This is a genomic window from Candidatus Thiothrix sulfatifontis (genome assembly GCA_022828425.1).
Lineage (GTDB): Bacteria > Pseudomonadota > Gammaproteobacteria > Thiotrichales > Thiotrichaceae > Thiothrix > Thiothrix sulfatifontis.
On the sequence record CP094685.1, the window covers coordinates 3,522,494 to 3,539,106 of the forward strand.

The window sequence follows — 16,613 nt, forward strand, 5'->3', positions numbered from 1 at the left end:
GTTATCTCACAAAGCTGCGCGTGTTTTTCGGCTTATTCGGGTCAATGGGCTGCGGGTCGAGTTCCGCAATCGTCAACGAATCTTCGATCAGGTATTTTTTCGCCACCGTTTGAATTTGCTCAGGGGTAATTGCCAGAATGTTGTCCACGTATTCATCCGCCAACTTGTAGCCCAAGCCCACGGTTTCCAAGGTACCCAGCACATTCGCCTGATTTTGTTGGGAATCGCGCTCGTAGATTTCGCTGGCAATCACTTGCGCCTTGACCCGCGCCAATTCATCGGCAGTCACCGGCTCGTTGCGAAGTTTTTCCACCTGTTCCAACAAGGCGGCTTTCACCGTTTCGAGTTTTTCACCCTTGGTCGGCATTCCGCTTAAGCTGAACAAATCCGGCAAGCGCCCAAATCCGCTGTACCAAGCGCTGGCGCTGGAGGCAATTTCTTTGCCGCGAATCAGCTCTTTGGATAAACGCGAACTGTTACCGCCATCCAAAATACTGGCTAACATTTCCAGCGCATACGGCTCCCATTTTTCCTTGGCATTGATCATGCCGGGGACTTTATAACCCATCATAATGTACGGCAGTTCAGCAGGCGCTTTGACTTTGATCGTGCGCACGCCTTTTTGCTCAACTTCGGTTTGTGGCTTGGGCAGGGGAATGTTTTCAGTCGGTTTCAGCGGGCCATAATATTTTTTCGCGAGTTCCAGCACTTTTTCCGGCTCAACATCACCGACGACGACCAGCGTGGCATTGTTAGGCGCGTACCAGCGTTCATACCATGCCCGCAGGTCTTCGACTTGCATGGCATCCAAATCCGCCATCCAGCCGATGACCGGATTTTTGTACGGGCTGTTGAGGAAAGCCACCGCCTCGAATTGTTCGCGGGTCAAGGACGTAGGCTTGTCTTCGGTGCGCCAGCGGCGCTCTTCTTTCACCACTTCGATTTCTTTTTTGAATTCGGCGGGCGGTAAAGTGAGGTTGCGCACCCGATCCGATTCCAATTCAAACGCGACTTCCAACCGATCGGCGGCAATCACTTGATAGTAAGCGGTGTAATCTTGCCCGGTGAACGCATTATCTTCCGCGCCATTTTCCGCAATGATGCGGTTGAATTCGCCGGTGGGATGCTTGGTCGTCCCTTTGAACATCATGTGCTCGACCACGTGCGATAAGCCGGTCGAACCGTTGTGTTCGTAGCTCGACCCGACTTTGTACCACAATTGCACCACGGCAATCGGCGCACGTTTATCCTGTTTTACCAACACCTTCAAGCCGTTATCCAACTTGTATTCGTGAACGGGTACTTCGACTTTCACGCGCTCGATGGCGTGTGCAGGGGCTATAAAAAAACCGGCAAATATAATGGGAACCGCTAGAATTGTTTTGATATTACGGTTTTGTCTGGCAAATGGTAGTATTCTTCGCATTCTCGCACCTGACGATAATAAAGCTGGACGGTCATTGTACGATGTTTGGATTCGGAAAGAAAAAAAAGCCGGAATTACCTGATGCCACTACGGTAGTTCCGCAAGCCCCTGCCCCGGCGGAAGGTTTATTTGCACGGTTAAAACGCGGTTTGTCCAAAACCAGCCATGCCCTTACCGAGGGAATGGAAACGTTGGTGGTGGGCAAAAAGCAAATCGACGACGATGTGCTGGAGGAACTGGAAACGCGCTTACTCACCGCCGACGTCGGCATCGAAGCGACCCGCGAAATCATGAGCGACCTCACCAGCCGCGTGAAACGGGCGGAACTCGCGGATATGGATGCGCTCATGCAAGCGCTCTACAACAAAATGCACCGCATTCTGCGCCCTGCCGCCCAACCCTTGGAAATCGACGGCTCACACCAACCGTTTGTGCTGCTCATGGTTGGCATCAATGGCGCGGGTAAAACCACCACCATTGGCAAACTGGCGAAAAAATTCCAGCAAGACGGCAAATCGGTGATGTTAGCGGCGGGTGATACTTTCCGTGCTGCCGCCGTGGAACAGCTCACCGTCTGGGGCGAACGCAATAATATTCCGGTGATTGCGCAAGGCAGTGGCGCGGATTCCGCCTCGGTGATTTTCGATGCGTTCCAAGCCGCCAAAGCGCGTAAAATCGACGTATTGCTGGCAGATACTGCCGGACGCTTGCACACCCAAACCAATTTGATGGATGAGCTGAAAAAGGTCAAACGAGTCATTCAGAAATTCGACGGCACGGCACCGCATGAAATCATGCTGATTGTGGATGCCAGCATTGGTCAAAATGCTTTGGTACAAGCCAAACAATTCAACGAAGCATTGGGGCTGACGGGAATTACCGTCACTAAACTGGACGGGACTGCCAAAGGCGGGATTCTGTTCGCGATTGCCCAACAACTTAACATTCCGGTACGCTTTATTGGCGTGGGTGAAAGCATCGACGACTTGCAAGAATTTGATGCGTATGAATTCACCAGCGCCCTGCTCGCCGGAAACGACTGAGCCACATGATTGAATTCAAACAGGTTAGTAAGAAATACCCTACGGGGCAGCTTGCCCTTTACAATATCAACCTGACGCTGGAAGCCGGTGAAATGGTGTTCATCACCGGGCATTCCGGTGCGGGCAAAAGCACCTTATTGAAACTGGTTGCGATGCTCGAACGCCCCAGCAAAGGCGAGGTGCTGATTGGTGGGCGTTCCTTGAGCAAATTAGGGCGTAGCCAAATCCCCAACTACCGCCGCCGCATTGGGTTCATTTTCCAAGACCCACACTTATTGTACGACCGCAGCGTGTTCGACAATATCGCCCTGCCCTTGCGCATTGCTGGCATGGGGCAAAGCGAAACTCGCCGCCGCGTGCAAGCCGCGTTGGATAAAGTCGGGCTAACCGGGCGCGACACCACCTTTCCACTGATGCTTTCCGCCGGGGAAAAACAGCGGGTGGGCATTGCTCGCGCCATGGTCAATAAACCCACCATTATTTTGGCGGATGAACCCACCGGCAACCTCGACCCGGAACTCGCGCAAGACATTATGTTTACCTTTGCGCAATTCAACGAACTCGGTGCCACGGTGATGATTGCCAGCCACGACCATGCACTGGTGGAACGCATGAAAAAACGCACCATCGTCTTACAAAAGGTGGACTAATGGCGAACCCCAGCAATAAGAAAACGCCCCCGAAACGCAATGCCGCCTCCAGCGCTAACCCGTTGAGCGCTTGGTGGAATCAGCAATCCAGCGCCATTCATTTCAGCATGGAGCGCTTGTGGTTCAACCCGGTATCGACGTGGATCACGCTGGCAGCGATTGCGATTGCGCTATCCTTGCCCACCAGTTTGCATTTACTGCTGAAAAATATGCAAACTTTGACAGCGGACAAGCGCGAAGTCCCCACGATTACACTCTTCCTCAAACCCGCCGTCGTCGAGCAGCAGGCCAAAGACCGCGCGGAATTGCTGTCTGAATTGCCAGAAATCGACAATGTGCGCGTGGTGACACGCGAAGAAGCGCTGGCCGATTTCCGCAAAATCACTGGCTTTGCGCAAACCTTGGAAACGCTGGACGAAAACCCCCTGCCCCATGTGCTGATTCTGACGCCGCGCCTCAGTCTGCTCGGCGATTTGGAAATGGATGTCGCGGGTTTGTCTAAAAAGCTCAAAGCTTACCCCGAAGTCGACGATGTGCAAATTGACGTGGAATGGGTGCAACGCCTGCGCGGAATTTTGCGCATTGCGGAACGCATCGTGCTGGTGGTGTCTGTATTGCTGGGGCTAACCGTGTTGCTGGTGGTAGGCAACACCATCCGTCTCGACATTGAAAACCGCAAGGAAGAAATCCGTGTTACGCAATTAATCGGCGCAACCAATGCCTATATCCGCCGCCCTTTCATTTATAACGGGGTTTGGCTGGGGTTGTTTGGCGGCGTCCTGAGCTTGGTGATTGTCCATGTCGCGCTGTTATTTTTGGTCGAGCCGGTCACTAAACTTGCCAGTTTGTATGGCAGTACGTTTATCCTCAGTGGCATTGATGTTGTGATGACCCTGAAAATTCTGCTTGCCAGCAGCGTGTTAGGCGTTATTGGCTCATGGTTAGCGGTCGGACGCTATTTGTGGCAAAGCGACGATGCGATTAAGTAATGCGGATACCTAAAACTTATCCAAAATCAAAATAATTGATTTCATCTATGGCTAAACTTACCTTACCTTAACACTGTATGAATATTATTCTGAGTGTTAAAGGGCTTGTGTTATGTTAAGTACATCCAAAGCGTTGGTGGTTACATCCCCACCGCGTCCGTTTTCGCAAAAGCACCATTTTGATTGGTTGAAACACAGCCGCATCGGTTGCCCCAGTTGCAAAAGTTCCTACGTAATGGCCGTGCGGCGCACTTGGTATGAAAAGCTGCTGACTCGCCAGCACAAATTCTGGTGTCAGGATTGTGGCGAGAAGTTCTGGAAAAAGGATTGATCCCCATCAAGTAATCAAGCGTGGCACAGCCTGCAACAGCTTCTGTGTGTACGCTTCTTGAGGATTACCGCATACCGCAGCGGTAGTCCCCCGCTCCACAATTTTGCCTTTGTACATCACCACGGTTTGATCGCTTAGGTATTCCACCACGCCGATATTGTGCGTAATGAATAGCAGTGTCAGATTGTGTTCGGCGCGGATTTTTAGCAGCAATTGCAAGATTTCCGCTTGCACCGATACATCCAATGCGCTGGTAATTTCATCACAGACGATGAATTCGGGGTTCAATACCAAAGCACGCGCCAAACCAATCCGCTGGCGTTGCCCGCCGGAAAATTCGTGCGGGTAACGCCACAGCGTGTCACGCGGAAGCTGCATATCTGCCAGAATTTGCGCGGCTCGTTCGATGCGTTCCTCGTGGTTTGCGCCGATGCCGTGGGCTTTGAGCGGTTCGGTTAAGGTGGTTTCAATCAGCAAACGCGGATTCAGCGACGATTGCGGATCTTGGAACGCAATCTGCATTTTCGGGCGCAAAGGACGTAATTCCCGCGCCGATAAGCCGATTAACTCTTGTCCGTGAAGCTGGATACTGCCGGAAGTGGGCTTTTCTAGCTGTAATACTGCCCGCCCTAAGGTGGTTTTGCCGCAACCGGATTCCCCCACCAGTGCCACGATTTGCCCTTGCGGAATGTCGAGAGACACGTCATCGACGGCGCGTACATGATCAACCGTGCGGCGCAGAATGCCTTTTTTGATGGGAAACCAGACTTTGAGGTTACGGATGGAGAGGAGAGAAGAACCCCTCACCCCCAGCCCCTCTCCCTCAAGGGGCGAGGGGAGCAAGATACCTGCCGCTTCTTCATTCTTAGCCCCTCTACCTCTGGGAGAGGGGTTGGGGTGAGGGTCTTTCCGTGCCAAATTCTCCGGTACTGCCGCCAGCAATTGCCGCGTGTAAGCGTGTTGCGGCTGGCGTAACACTTGCGCCGTACTACCAACTTCCACCAAGCGCCCTTGCTGCATCACCCCGACTTGTTGCGCCATTTGTGCCACCACGCCGAAATCGTGGGTGATGAACAGCGTGCTCATCCCGGTATCGTCTTGCAGTTGGCGCAGCAGGCGCAAAATTTCAGCCTGTACGGTCACATCCAGCGCAGTGGTCGGTTCGTCGGCAATCAGCAATTCCGGTTCGCACGCCAGCGCCATCGCAATCATCACCCGTTGGCGTTGCCCGCCGGATAATTGGTGCGGAAAATCGCGAAAACGTTCGCGTGCCTTGGGGATTTGCACCTGTTCCAGCGCTAACATCGCCCGTTCCACCGCATCCGCATCGCTCATCGACGGGTGGTGCAATTGCAAGGCTTCGGTAATCTGTTCGCCCACCGAAAATACCGGGTTAAGCGAAGTCATCGGCTCTTGGAAAATCATCGCAATTTGCGAACCGCGAATGTGCTGCAATGCGGTTTCGGGCTGGGTGAGAATATCCTGCCCGTTAAACAGGATTTCGCCGCCGGGGTGCGAGGCAATATCCTGCGGCAATAAGCGCATCACTGACAACGCGGTAATCGACTTGCCGCTGCCCGATTCGCCAACCAAGCAAAAGGTTTCGCCCTTGGGGATGCTAAAACTCACGTCATCAACCGCTTTCACGGTACGCCCGTCACTCTTCAGGTAGGTGCGTAAGTGGCGGATTTCGAGCAAGGTTTGACTCATGACCCTACCCCCGCATTGCGCGACAATTTCGGATCAATCGCATCGCGGAAAGCTTCCCCAATCAGGTTGTACGCAAACACCGTGAAGAAGATCGCGCCACCGGGGAACGCCGCCATCCACCAATTGAAGGTGGACGATTTCACCGCCTGATCCAACATTTGCCCCCAAGACGGCTCACCGACTAAACCTAACCCCAGAAAGCTCAAGGTAGCTTCCGCCAAAATCGCCGACGCCACCCCAAAACTCACTGCCACCAGCAAGGGCGCTACCCCGTTCGGCAACATGTGGCGGAACAAAATCGAGGTCAATGGTAAACCACTGGCAACCGCCGCTTGCACATACTCTTGCTGACGCAATTTGAGGAATTCGGCACGCACATAACGCGCATACCCCGACCAACTGGTCACGCCGATAATGATCATCATCATGTACAAACTGCGCCCAAAAAACGCCACAAACGTCAGCAGCAAAAACAGCGTGGGAATCGCCTCGAAAATTTCCACCAGACGCATTCCAAGCATATCCACCACGCCGGAAAAATAACCCATCAGCCCGCCCAGAATCACCCCGATCACCAGCGCAATGCCGGTCGCAATCAGCCCAATGCTCAACGCAATCCGCGAGGCATGAATCATGCGGCTGAACACATCCGCACCATTTTCCTCGGTCCCCATCAAATGCAAGCGCTCGGTGGAGGCTAACGGCGCTTCCAAACCGTGTTCGGGGTAATCACGCAAGTAATCGGTGGGCGCGTAAGGCACAAGCGGCATAATCCGCCAATCGACGTCGGTGTACGCGGGGGTGCGGAATTCGTCGTAAATTTTCACCGCTGGCGGTTTTACCAGCCAGTTGGCTAACAACGCTGCCAGCAAAGTTCCCGCGATGAACAACACTATTCGCCTACCGCCGCTCAAGGGCAACCACGCCAACAGCAGTGCCAGCGCAAACATCGCCAGCACCAAGGCATCTTCCGCCGTCAAATACGCCAATACCGGCGCAGACAACGCCCCGTCTTTGCTCATTAGCAAGGGCATGGAATTGGCCAAAAATGGCGCGAACACGCCCATGAAAATCAATACCCCCACCCACGCAAAGCCGAGCTTCACCCCGACACCCTGCCAAGTCTTGCGCCAAATACGTCGGGAAAACGATTCGCGGCTGACCGCTTGTGCGCTTATCTCAGTCATACGACACCCTCGGATCGACCAACGTGTAACAAAAATCCGCAATCAAATAACCAATCAGGGTCAAAAAGCCGCTAATCCACGTAATCGACAGCACCAATTCGCGGTCACGCCCTTTCACCGCCTCGATCGCCAATTGTCCCATGCCATTAATACTGAAAATGTTTTCCACGATCAACGACCCCGCCAATAAACTCGGCAATAATCCGGCAGAGACGGTAATTAACGGCAACAGGCTATTGCGGAAGACGTGTTTCCACAGTACATCCTCTTCTGCCAAACCTTTAGCACGCGCAGTGCGGGCATAATCGGCTTGCAGATTTTCCAATACCGAGGTGCGCGTGAGTTTTGCCAACCCCGCAAACCCGGCGTAAGACAAACAAATGACCGGCAATACCAAATGCCAGAGGCGATCCAGCAAGTAACCGGGGACAAATTCGCCACTTAACATATGCGGCAAAAACGGCATGTCTTGCGCGGCACGACTGGAAATCCCCGCCGTCGGAAACCACTGAAAATATTGGGTATTGGCAAAAAACCCCAGCAATAACACCCCGGCTAACATGGTCGGAATCGACCACAACGCCAGCATCGACACGCCGGAGACAATATCAAAGCGCCCTCCTCTATCCGTTGCCGCTTTCACCCCAACCACAATCGCAATCACGTAAATCAACGGCAAGGTCACCAGATTAAGCAACAGCGTGATGGGAATGCGTTCAGCCAGGATGTCGCTCACCGGACGCCCGTACATAAAGCTATTGCCCAAATCCATGCCCTTGGTGAAGGAAAAGCCGGTGAATGCGCCTTCCGCATCTTGGGTAAAACCGATGGGGGAAACATTGTTGAGCCAGCGTACATACTGGAGCGGCGCGGGTTGATCGAGACCATAGCGCTGGTTGTAATAAGCGGTCAGCGCGGCTTTTTCCTGCGGGTTCATATTCGCACCGCCAACCAGCGATTGCACGGTAATGCCACCGGGGGACAGTGCCATGACGGTAAATACGACAATGGTGATCCCCAGCAGCGTGGGGATCATCAAGAGTAAACGGCGCAGGAGGTATGTTAGCAAGTTATTCTAGCCTGACTGGTGGTGGAAGGGTTCAGAGTACACAACCCTTTCGCGATCGTCTAGTAAGACGCATCCCAAACGCCTGCAATTGCTGATATATATTGCGGATAAACAGGACACTGATTATTAAACAAACTGCGTTGATTACTACTATTGCTACCGATAAGACTGATATTACTTGGCCAACCAAATAAATCTGAATTACTGAGACAATTTCCTTGCAGATGCAAAGTCATAGCCTGAGGAAATACTTTCAAGTTATTGGCTGTCATTAAGCGATTATAACGAACCGTTAGCACATTCAAGTTTGTCAGATTTTCCAAACCATTAGCACTAGTCAATCCATTACTGTCAATCTCAAAATAAATTAATGCTTGCAATTTTGACAAAACAGCCAAATTAAGCGCTTGATTTTTACTTAATCCATTATTATTCAAACTTAAAGTACGAATACTCGTTAATGATGCCAACGGCGTCAAATTATCAATAAAATTATTATCCAATGTCAAGACATCCAAACGTTTTAATTGACTTAACGGATTAATATTAGTAATTTTATTACCACCCAAATACAATTGAGTTAGATTGGTCAACCCAGCCAAAAAATTAATATCTAAGTCATTCAACTGACTTTTCTCTAAACTGAGAATACTAAGTTTTGATAACTGAGCGATAATTTGTAATGCTGTAGCATCTAACACATTACCTTTTAAAGACAAACCTATCAATTCAGGAAAATCTAACAACGTTGAATAGTCACTAATAGCATTGCCGCCTAACGATAGATGCGTCAAGTTAGGCAAAAACATAGGCAATGCACTAATGTCAGTAACATTGTTACCTTTATTCTCACAGCTCAAAGATTGTAATTTTAACAAATCCTCATCACTAGGAATATTTTTACCAAAACAAGTCTCCAGAATCGGAGGAATTACACGCAATTGCACGGTAACTTTTTGTGACTTTACACCATCACTATTCGTAACTGAGAAGGTGAAATTACCCGCACTCTTCAAGTGATCGGGATTAGGGAAAAATGTTATCTGATTGCTTGCTAATTTTCCAACAGAAGCACTTAGCACTCCACCATTAACCGCAACACTATCCAATTGAAAAATCATGGTTTTATCATTAGGATCATAAGCATCCAAGGTAATTATTGTTGCAGTGTTAGGATAAACCTCTACTGTTTTGCCAATAGCCACAGGCGCAATGCCCCCACACTTTGAGCCTGGAAACTGCCAAGACTTACCATAAACCTGAACAGTTTCAGGCAATGAAATATTCACCAAACAGTTATCTTCTAAACGTAGGCTATAACTATTCCACATGGACGCAAGTAGCACAATATCTTCATCTAACAACAGGTTATGACTTAATCGCAATAAGCCATTCACTGCACTTAGATTTTGCAAACCACTAATGGTATTTAACGCATTATTTTCCAAATCAATATGTTGCAAACTCATCAAATTTGTCAAACCAGTAACTTCAGTAAGATTGTTAAAATCTAGCGTCAAGTTAATCAGGCTGACCATATTTTGCAAAAAAATAACACTGGCGATTTGGTTAAAGCTCAACTCCAACGTCTTCATGTTTACAAGATAAGTTAATGGGCTAATATCCGTTAGCAAGTTTCCACTTAAATAAAGTGATTGTAAATTCACGAATTCTGCTAATGCGGCAATATTTGACAAGTCATTAGCCTCCAATGCTAATGACTGAAGTTGTTTCAAGTTAGATAAAGCACTAATAGAATTAATTTGGTTATAGCTCAAACCTAAGTGTGTCAAATTTGTCAAGGCTGATAATTCAGCAATAGAATTAACTTGATTATCATCCAAATAAAGCTTTAGTAGTGATTTTTTATTTGATAGTGCACTCAAATTACTTAACTTATTAGCATCCAAGTAAAGCTCTTGTAGACTGTTTATATTTGACAAAGGAGTAATGTCACTAATTTCATTGAAACCCAAATTCAAAATTTGCAATTGCTGCATATCTGATAATGCACTAATATTTGTAATGTAATTAGAACCCAAGTTCAATTTAGTTAGTTGCTTTAACTCAGCAAGCCCATTAATGTTTGCCAATTTAGTATTTGACAAATCAAGGCTACGCAAATTAGGAAGATATGTTAGCTGTGTTAAATCAGCATTAGAAAGATCTAAACCATTGCAGCTAAATGTTACCAATGTTTGTTGATCGGCTGCGGTTGGTGCAATATTTTTCAAACATTGTAATAAGCTAGGATCTGTAACAGCAGTCAATGCCGATTGTATGTTTATCGTTACCAGCGCGGGCGGCGATGCAACTGTTCCATCGTGTGCAATAAATCCAAAACTGTCCACACTAACACCGGCTTTAGGCGTGTAGATAACTTGGCTGCCATTCACAGTTCCCAAACTGCCTTTTGGATTGGGTGAATTTGCTAATTGATAACTTAACTTATCATTATCTGGATCTGTTGCCTGCAAAGTAATAATGCTAGGTTGACCAGCCGGAAGCGTTACGGTTTGTGGTTGTGCCATTGGTGCATCATTCACGGGGATTACGGTCACGTTAATGTGTCCCGGTGCAGAATAATTTTTGCCATCAAAAGCCGTGTAAGTAAAACTGTCTGTACCGAAAAAATTGGGTTCTGGCGTGTAAGTAACTTTCCCCCCCTGAATAATAGCTTGCCCATGCGCGGCTTTAGTGTGAATAACATAACTTAAGGTATCACGCTCAATATCTGTTCCGGTGAACGTCATTGACTTAGAGACATCTTCTTCCGTACTCAATGTGGTCACACTAGGTACCACAGGAGCATCGTTCACAGGGTTCACAGTGATAGATACTTTTGCTGTCTTAGAAATCAATCTGCCATCACTGACTTGAAAGTAAAAACTATCGGTTCCTGAAAAATTTGCGGATGGCGTATAAATTAATTGTTTACTACCTGATTTTAGTTGTGACACGACACCCGTGCTAGGCTGAAGCGTGATCTTATACGTTAATAGTTTTTCATCCGTATCTGTATCAGAGGCTATCAAGCTAATGGGGATTGCTGTATCTTCATCCACTGCAACGGCTTGTGGTGTCGCTATTGGTGTAACATTTGCTTGTGCTGGAAATGACAACAAAATCATGCAGAATACTGCATACACTGTCAACTTGGGGCTCACTGGACATCCTCACCATAATATCTTAATGTTTATGGTATAATTTCCTCTTATCTAAAAAGTGTGACTCTCATCACGCACAAGTTGATTAATTAAGATATTATAGATGTTACTTGAATGTTATGTGGCGTAATACTATTACACAAGTTGTTCTGATTTTCACTTTCTGCGGATTATCTGCACAAAGCTTTGCAAACACTCCGCCTGTCGCTATACCGCAATCCGTTAGCGTCACGTCGGGCATCAACACCAAGATCACACTTCAAGCGCAAGATGCTGATGGTAACGCCCTGACCTATGGCATTCAGCAAGCCCCTCAACATGGCTCAGTGACAGCGCCAATAGGCAACAGTGTCACTTACACGTCGACGCAAGGCTATACCGGGACGGATAATTTCAGCTTTTGGGTAACGGATGGAACAGCATTCTCTACACCAGCAACCATCGGTATTACCGTAAAACCCGATGATTTCCTGTTAACTTTCGTCGCGGGTACATTAATACCCGCCATTAAACAACGGCAACTACAAGAATTCCAGGAATACATCGACAACCTTCGGATCAGCGACCCCTTTATCCAATCATGCTTCAGCGGGGCAATTCCACAAGGTCAGGCGCTCTACGACCTCACCAGTTTCACCTGCGAAGGGCAAGACTTAAGCCAAGCCGACTTATCCAATCTAGGGCAGTTAGTCAACTTGCAAACCCTTGAACTGCCTCACAGCAAACTCGACGATATTAGCGCTCTATCCACACTGAAAAATTTGACTCGGTTAAACCTAGCGTCTAATGAACTGACGGACATCAGCGCCTTAGCAGGCATGACCAAGCTAACAGAGCTGGACTTGAGCTTCAACAGTATTACTCGCATCAGCAACCTATCGAATTTAACCCAATTACAGGAACTGCACCTAGAAGCCAATTCCATCACTGACATTAGCCCCCTTGCCAACAAAACGGTCTTACACCAGCTATGGCTGGATGATAACAATATCACCACTGTAAATACCCTGACCAACCTAACCAACTTGACGCACTTGGGACTCGGCTATAACCAAATAAGCGACATTAGCCCCATTTCCAACTTGAATGCATTGCAAATTCTCGTGCTAGACGCTAATAGCATCGACTCAAACACTTCGACAGGAACGTCGGGTTCTGGATTAGAAGCCCTATCGAACTTGCATGGATTGCAAGAACTTTACATCGGGGGTAATTTGCTCACCGACATCAACGCATTATCCAACCCCGGTCTGACCAACCTGCAAACACTGGAGTTGGGTTTTAACCAAATTGACATTGCCACTATTACGTCACTTTCTGCCCTCGGAAATCTCACCCAGCTTGGGCTTGAAAACAATGCGGTTAGCGCGGTTGACAAGCTATCTGTACTTAGCAACCTGCAATACCTTGCGCTGGCGCACAATCAGATCCGAAACATCTCCCCGTTGAGCAGCTTGAGTAGCCTGAATAAACAGTTGGACTTACGTGGCAACTTCTTGCCCGACATTGCACCTGTAGCAACCATGACTAACACGTTCACACTGTTAGCGGATGATAACTGCCTCGGCGATCTTGTCATGCCTGCCACTATCAGCGCGTTTGGCAAGCACTGGCAGTTTCCGCTTTCCCGATGTGACACATCAAATACCAATGACCAGCCGGTGGCTTATGCACAAAATATTACGCTCTATAAAAATACCGCAAAAACCTTCACGCTATTAGGAGGCGACCCAGAGGGTGACAACCTCACCTATGCACTGACGACCATAGCGGCACATGGTAGCGCGGGTAATCTAGGAGTGCTTGCCAATTCCACGCTCACTTACACACCGAACACTGATTATGTAGGCACAGACAGTTTCACATTTACTGTCACCGATTCCGCTGGTTTAGTGTCTAGCCCCGCTACGGTTCAGATCACTGTGCGCGAAACACCGTTGATCACAGATCCAGCCCTACAAAGTTGCTTCCCTGGCGAATTACCCAGCAACAGCACGCTGCAAAGCCTAACGGCATTCACCTGTAATGGTATTGACTTGTCGGGCGTCAATCTGGCGCAATTGGACAATTTACCAAATTTAACCCACGTCACCCTGATAAATGCGAATTTATCAGACATATCAGGGCTTAGTAACATAGGCGAGAATTGGACATTCCTGGATCTCAGATTCAACAATATTGTGCTAATCACAGCACTTAGCAATAAAGCCAATTTGATGACCATCGGGTTGGATGGCAATCAAGTAAACAGCTTGGCTGTGCTTTCCACCTTAACAAACCTCCAGATGATCTACGCAGACAACAATGCCATTAGCGGGGCATCAGGGCTGCCACAACTCTCTAACCTGAATAACCTCTATACTTTGACACTTAGAAACAACCGCTTACTAAGCGCTGATGTCGAAACCGCATGGGGAAATACCGCCATTCAGGCCACACCCATTGTGTATGTCGAGCAAAATTGCCTGATTGGATTGCCGACGGGGCTACCGGCAAATATCACCATCGACATGGGAGGCAACCCTCAACGTCCTCCGAATCCTGATGGCTCATGCCCTGCCACCTGAATGTGCGAGGCATGTACCTCACGTAATTGACTAGAATGTGACCGCCATCACAGGCATAATCCCCTTATTCCATTAAGCTATGGTACATTAAACTTAACAGCGATTACTGATGCCGACCATGACAAGGTAGGGCGGTAGCGTGTCTGGCGCTGGCATATTCGTCTTTTATTATCTGTAATTTGAAATAACCACCATGAAAATTGCTATTGCCGGAACGGGCTATGTTGGGCTATCCAATGCGCTGTTGTTAGCGCAACACAATGAGGTTGTTGCCTTGGATATTGTGCCGGAGAAAGTGGCGCAACTGAATGCGCGGCAGTCACCGATTGCCGATACGGAAATTGAACAGTTTCTTGCGCGTGACGATTTGCAGTTCCGTGCTACGTTGGATAAAGCGGATGCTTATCGTGATGCTGCCTTTGTGGTGATTGCGACACCGACCGATTACGACACCCAGACCAATACCTTTAATACGCGCTCGGTAGAGGCCGTAATCCGTGATGTGATGGCACTCAACCCGGATGCGGTGATGGTGATTAAGTCGACCGTGCCGGTGGGGTATACGGCGCGTATCCGGGCGGAAATGGGTAGCGACAATATTATTTTCTCGCCGGAGTTTTTGCGCGAAGGCAAAGCGTTGTATGACAACCTCTACCCGTCGCGAATTGTGGTGGGGGAGCGTTCGCAACGGGCAGCGACGTTTGCCGAGTTGTTGCAACAAGGGGCGCTTAAGGGTGACATCCCTACCCTGTTCACTGATTCGACCGAGGCGGAGGCGATCAAGCTGTTTGCGAATACCTATCTGGCGATGCGGGTAGCGTATTTTAATGAGCTGGATACTTACGCGGCGACCCACGGGCTGGATACGCGCCAGATTATTGACGGGGTTTGCCTTGACCCGCGCATTGGCAACCATTACAACAACCCGTCGTTTGGGTATGGCGGGTATTGCTTGCCGAAAGATACCAAGCAGTTGTTGGCGAATTACAACCAAGTGCCGCAAAACCTGATTAATGCGATTGTGGATGCGAACCGTACCCGTAAGGATTTCATTGCTGATGACATTATTCGCCGTAACCCACGGGTGGTGGGGATTTATCGGCTGATTATGAAGGCGGGGTCGGATAATTTCCGTGCCTCCAGCATTCAAGGGATTATGAAGCGCATCAAAGCCAAGGGGATTGATGTGGTGGTGTATGAGCCGGTGTTGCAGGAAGAAACGTTTTTCCGCTCGGCAGTGATTCGCAACGTGGAAGCGTTTAAGCAGATGAGTGATGTGATTGTGGCGAACCGGATGGTGGATGAGTTGGGTGATGTCGCGGCGAAAGTGTATACGCGGGATTTGTTTGGGAGTGACTAATCGCATCGGTCATCTCCTCTGAGCTAAATCCAAATAAAAACGCCAAAAATAGCTTTTGCTGATAAAATTTCAGGTTCACTGAAGATTTTTCGGATTTGAGCATGAGTTTAGTCGGTTACGCATACTTAGTAGAGCAGTTAACGTTAGCTGTCAAACCCGTCTCACTAATGGGCGCTTACACCGTTTTATGTTTCATCAGGTACTGGAACAGCGTTTTCATTTGCCGAAGAAAGACATAGCAGCATTGGTGCGGATGGCTTGGGGCAATGGCGGACATCTCTCGAAACATCGGCGCAAGCAGTATGCACATTTGCCCGATAGTGTGCTGGATGAAGTGGAGACAGTGGTTCGACAAGCTTTCAAGTTTGGAAATGACTAAGCCGAAACGCTATTTGCAGCCCTTCCCCTGCCCTGCTAACCTCACAGCATCGTGGATAACAGGATAGCAATGATGAGCGCATTACCTAAAGTTACTTACATTTCCCCGGAAGAATACTTGTTAGGGGAAAATGACCGCTCTGATGGCATACGGTATGAATACGTCAACGGGCAGACTTATGCGATGGCAGGGGCAAGCAGGAATCATAACCGTGTTGCTGGAAGTTTCTTTGCACGTTTATTCAATCACCTAGATGGCGGGCACTGTGAAGTATTTCAGACTGACATGAAAGTTGGCATCCGCTCGCTACGAGAAGATCACTTTTACTACCCAGATGTGCAAGTGACCTGTGAGGATGAAACGGATAAATATTACAACAGTTCGCCTTGTTTGATTGTTGAAGTCTTGTCTGAGAGCACGGCACGGACAGATCGCACCGAGAAATTGACCGCGTATACATTACTACCTTCTCTGCAAGAATATGTGCTGTGTTCGCAAGACTTTCCAGCCATTGAAATGTACCGCAAACGCACAGAGTGGCAGGTGGAGCGTTATGTGGGTGGGCAAAACCTCATGCTCGAATCGGTTGGGCTGGAGATAGCAGTGAATGATTTGTATGGTTTTTTGCTGAGTGAGAAGCAGACTTAGCTCAGGGCGCGGGTAAGTGGTGGACTCGCGAACTACCGCGAGGCATCCGTGGGCTGAGCGTAGTCGAAGCCCCACTTCACCACCAAC

Annotated in this window: 13 protein-coding genes; 8 read left to right on the top strand and 5 right to left on the bottom strand. The window is 48.8% G+C overall.

All coding sequences use genetic code 11. The features are described from left to right. Position 1: 1 nt before the first annotated feature. Positions 2–1,426 carry an insulinase family protein gene (locus L3K52_17655; protein ID UOG91991.1) on the bottom strand — a complete coding sequence of 475 codons (1,425 nt, stop codon included), beginning with the start codon at positions 1,424–1,426 and terminating at the stop codon, positions 2–4. Between the two features lie 41 nt (positions 1,427–1,467). On the opposite strand from L3K52_17655, the gene ftsY reads away from it, so the two are divergent. From ftsY to L3K52_17675, 4 genes are all read left to right on the top strand, one after another. Beyond that, positions 1,468–2,469 carry a signal recognition particle-docking protein FtsY gene (ftsY, locus tag L3K52_17660; protein ID UOG91992.1) on the top strand — a complete coding sequence of 334 codons (1,002 nt, stop codon included), beginning with the start codon at positions 1,468–1,470 and terminating at the stop codon, positions 2,467–2,469. A 5-nt stretch (positions 2,470–2,474) separates the two neighbouring features. Beyond that, on the top strand, positions 2,475–3,119 hold the full coding sequence (ftsE, locus tag L3K52_17665; protein ID UOG91993.1) for a cell division ATP-binding protein FtsE: 645 nt from the start codon (positions 2,475–2,477) through the stop codon (positions 3,117–3,119). Further along, on the top strand, positions 3,119–4,108 hold the full coding sequence (gene ftsX / locus L3K52_17670; protein UOG91994.1) for a permease-like cell division protein FtsX: 990 nt from the start codon (positions 3,119–3,121) through the stop codon (positions 4,106–4,108). Before ftsE ends, ftsX begins: the two co-directional genes overlap by 1 nt. A gap of 112 nt (positions 4,109–4,220) precedes the next feature. Further along, positions 4,221–4,439 (top strand): hypothetical protein, encoded by a 219-nt coding sequence (locus L3K52_17675; GenBank protein ID UOG91995.1) that lies wholly within the window; start codon positions 4,221–4,223, stop codon positions 4,437–4,439. Positions 4,440–4,445: 6 nt separating this feature from the next. Here L3K52_17675 and L3K52_17680 read toward each other — a convergent pair whose 3' ends face one another. The 4 genes from L3K52_17680 to L3K52_17695 are packed head-to-tail and all read right to left on the bottom strand — an operon-like array spanning position 4,446 to position 11,536. Continuing rightward, positions 4,446–6,149: a dipeptide ABC transporter ATP-binding protein gene (locus L3K52_17680; GenBank protein ID UOG91996.1), complete on the bottom strand. Its 1,704-nt coding sequence runs from the start codon at positions 6,147–6,149 to the stop codon at positions 4,446–4,448. Beyond that, positions 6,146–7,336: an ABC transporter permease gene (locus tag L3K52_17685; protein ID UOG91997.1), complete on the bottom strand. Its 1,191-nt coding sequence runs from the start codon at positions 7,334–7,336 to the stop codon at positions 6,146–6,148. Before L3K52_17685 ends, L3K52_17680 begins: the two co-directional genes overlap by 4 nt. Further along, positions 7,329–8,405 (bottom strand): ABC transporter permease, encoded by a 1,077-nt coding sequence (locus tag L3K52_17690; GenBank protein ID UOG91998.1) that lies wholly within the window; start codon positions 8,403–8,405, stop codon positions 7,329–7,331. The genes L3K52_17685 and L3K52_17690 overlap by 8 nt, the downstream gene beginning before the upstream one ends. A gap of 59 nt (positions 8,406–8,464) precedes the next feature. After that, a complete protein-coding gene (locus tag L3K52_17695; GenBank protein UOG91999.1) occupies positions 8,465–11,536 on the bottom strand; it encodes an Ig-like domain-containing protein in 3,072 nt (1,023 codons plus the stop codon). Positions 11,537–11,691: 155 nt separating this feature from the next. Here L3K52_17695 and L3K52_17700 point away from each other — a divergent pair, with 155 nt between their 5' ends. The 4 genes from L3K52_17700 to L3K52_17715 all read left to right on the top strand — a co-directional run bounded on the left by L3K52_17700 (position 11,692) and on the right by L3K52_17715 (position 16,526). Further along, positions 11,692–14,139 (top strand): leucine-rich repeat domain-containing protein, encoded by a 2,448-nt coding sequence (locus L3K52_17700; GenBank protein UOG92000.1) that lies wholly within the window; start codon positions 11,692–11,694, stop codon positions 14,137–14,139. Between the two features lie 193 nt (positions 14,140–14,332). Further along, positions 14,333–15,499, top strand: coding sequence for a nucleotide sugar dehydrogenase (locus L3K52_17705; GenBank protein ID UOG92001.1), 1,167 nt, complete (start codon positions 14,333–14,335; stop codon positions 15,497–15,499). Between the two features lie 187 nt (positions 15,500–15,686). Next, complete coding sequence (locus L3K52_17710) at positions 15,687–15,878, top strand: hypothetical protein (protein UOG92002.1); 192 nt, start codon at positions 15,687–15,689, stop codon at positions 15,876–15,878. Positions 15,879–15,950: 72 nt separating this feature from the next. Next, complete coding sequence (locus tag L3K52_17715) at positions 15,951–16,526, top strand: Uma2 family endonuclease (protein UOG92003.1); 576 nt, start codon at positions 15,951–15,953, stop codon at positions 16,524–16,526. The last annotated feature ends 87 nt before the right edge of the window (positions 16,527–16,613 follow it).

Coding starts and splice junctions, on each gene's coding strand:
- L3K52_17710 (UOG92002.1), top strand. CDS start 15,687: ATGTTTCATCAGGTACTGGAACAGCGTTTTCATTTGCCGAAGAAAGAC.
- ftsE (UOG91993.1), top strand. CDS start 2,475: ATGATTGAATTCAAACAGGTTAGTAAGAAATACCCTACGGGGCAGCTT.
- L3K52_17675 (UOG91995.1), top strand. CDS start 4,221: ATGTTAAGTACATCCAAAGCGTTGGTGGTTACATCCCCACCGCGTCCG.
- L3K52_17705 (UOG92001.1), top strand. CDS start 14,333: ATGAAAATTGCTATTGCCGGAACGGGCTATGTTGGGCTATCCAATGCG.
- L3K52_17655 (UOG91991.1), bottom strand. CDS start 1,426: ATGCGAAGAATACTACCATTTGCCAGACAAAACCGTAATATCAAAACA.
- L3K52_17680 (UOG91996.1), bottom strand. CDS start 6,149: ATGAGTCAAACCTTGCTCGAAATCCGCCACTTACGCACCTACCTGAAG.
- ftsX (UOG91994.1), top strand. CDS start 3,119: ATGGCGAACCCCAGCAATAAGAAAACGCCCCCGAAACGCAATGCCGCC.
- L3K52_17715 (UOG92003.1), top strand. CDS start 15,951: ATGAGCGCATTACCTAAAGTTACTTACATTTCCCCGGAAGAATACTTG.
- L3K52_17695 (UOG91999.1), bottom strand. CDS start 11,536: ATGATTTTGTTGTCATTTCCAGCACAAGCAAATGTTACACCAATAGCG.
- ftsY (UOG91992.1), top strand. CDS start 1,468: ATGTTTGGATTCGGAAAGAAAAAAAAGCCGGAATTACCTGATGCCACT.
- L3K52_17685 (UOG91997.1), bottom strand. CDS start 7,336: ATGACTGAGATAAGCGCACAAGCGGTCAGCCGCGAATCGTTTTCCCGA.
- L3K52_17700 (UOG92000.1), top strand. CDS start 11,692: ATGTGGCGTAATACTATTACACAAGTTGTTCTGATTTTCACTTTCTGC.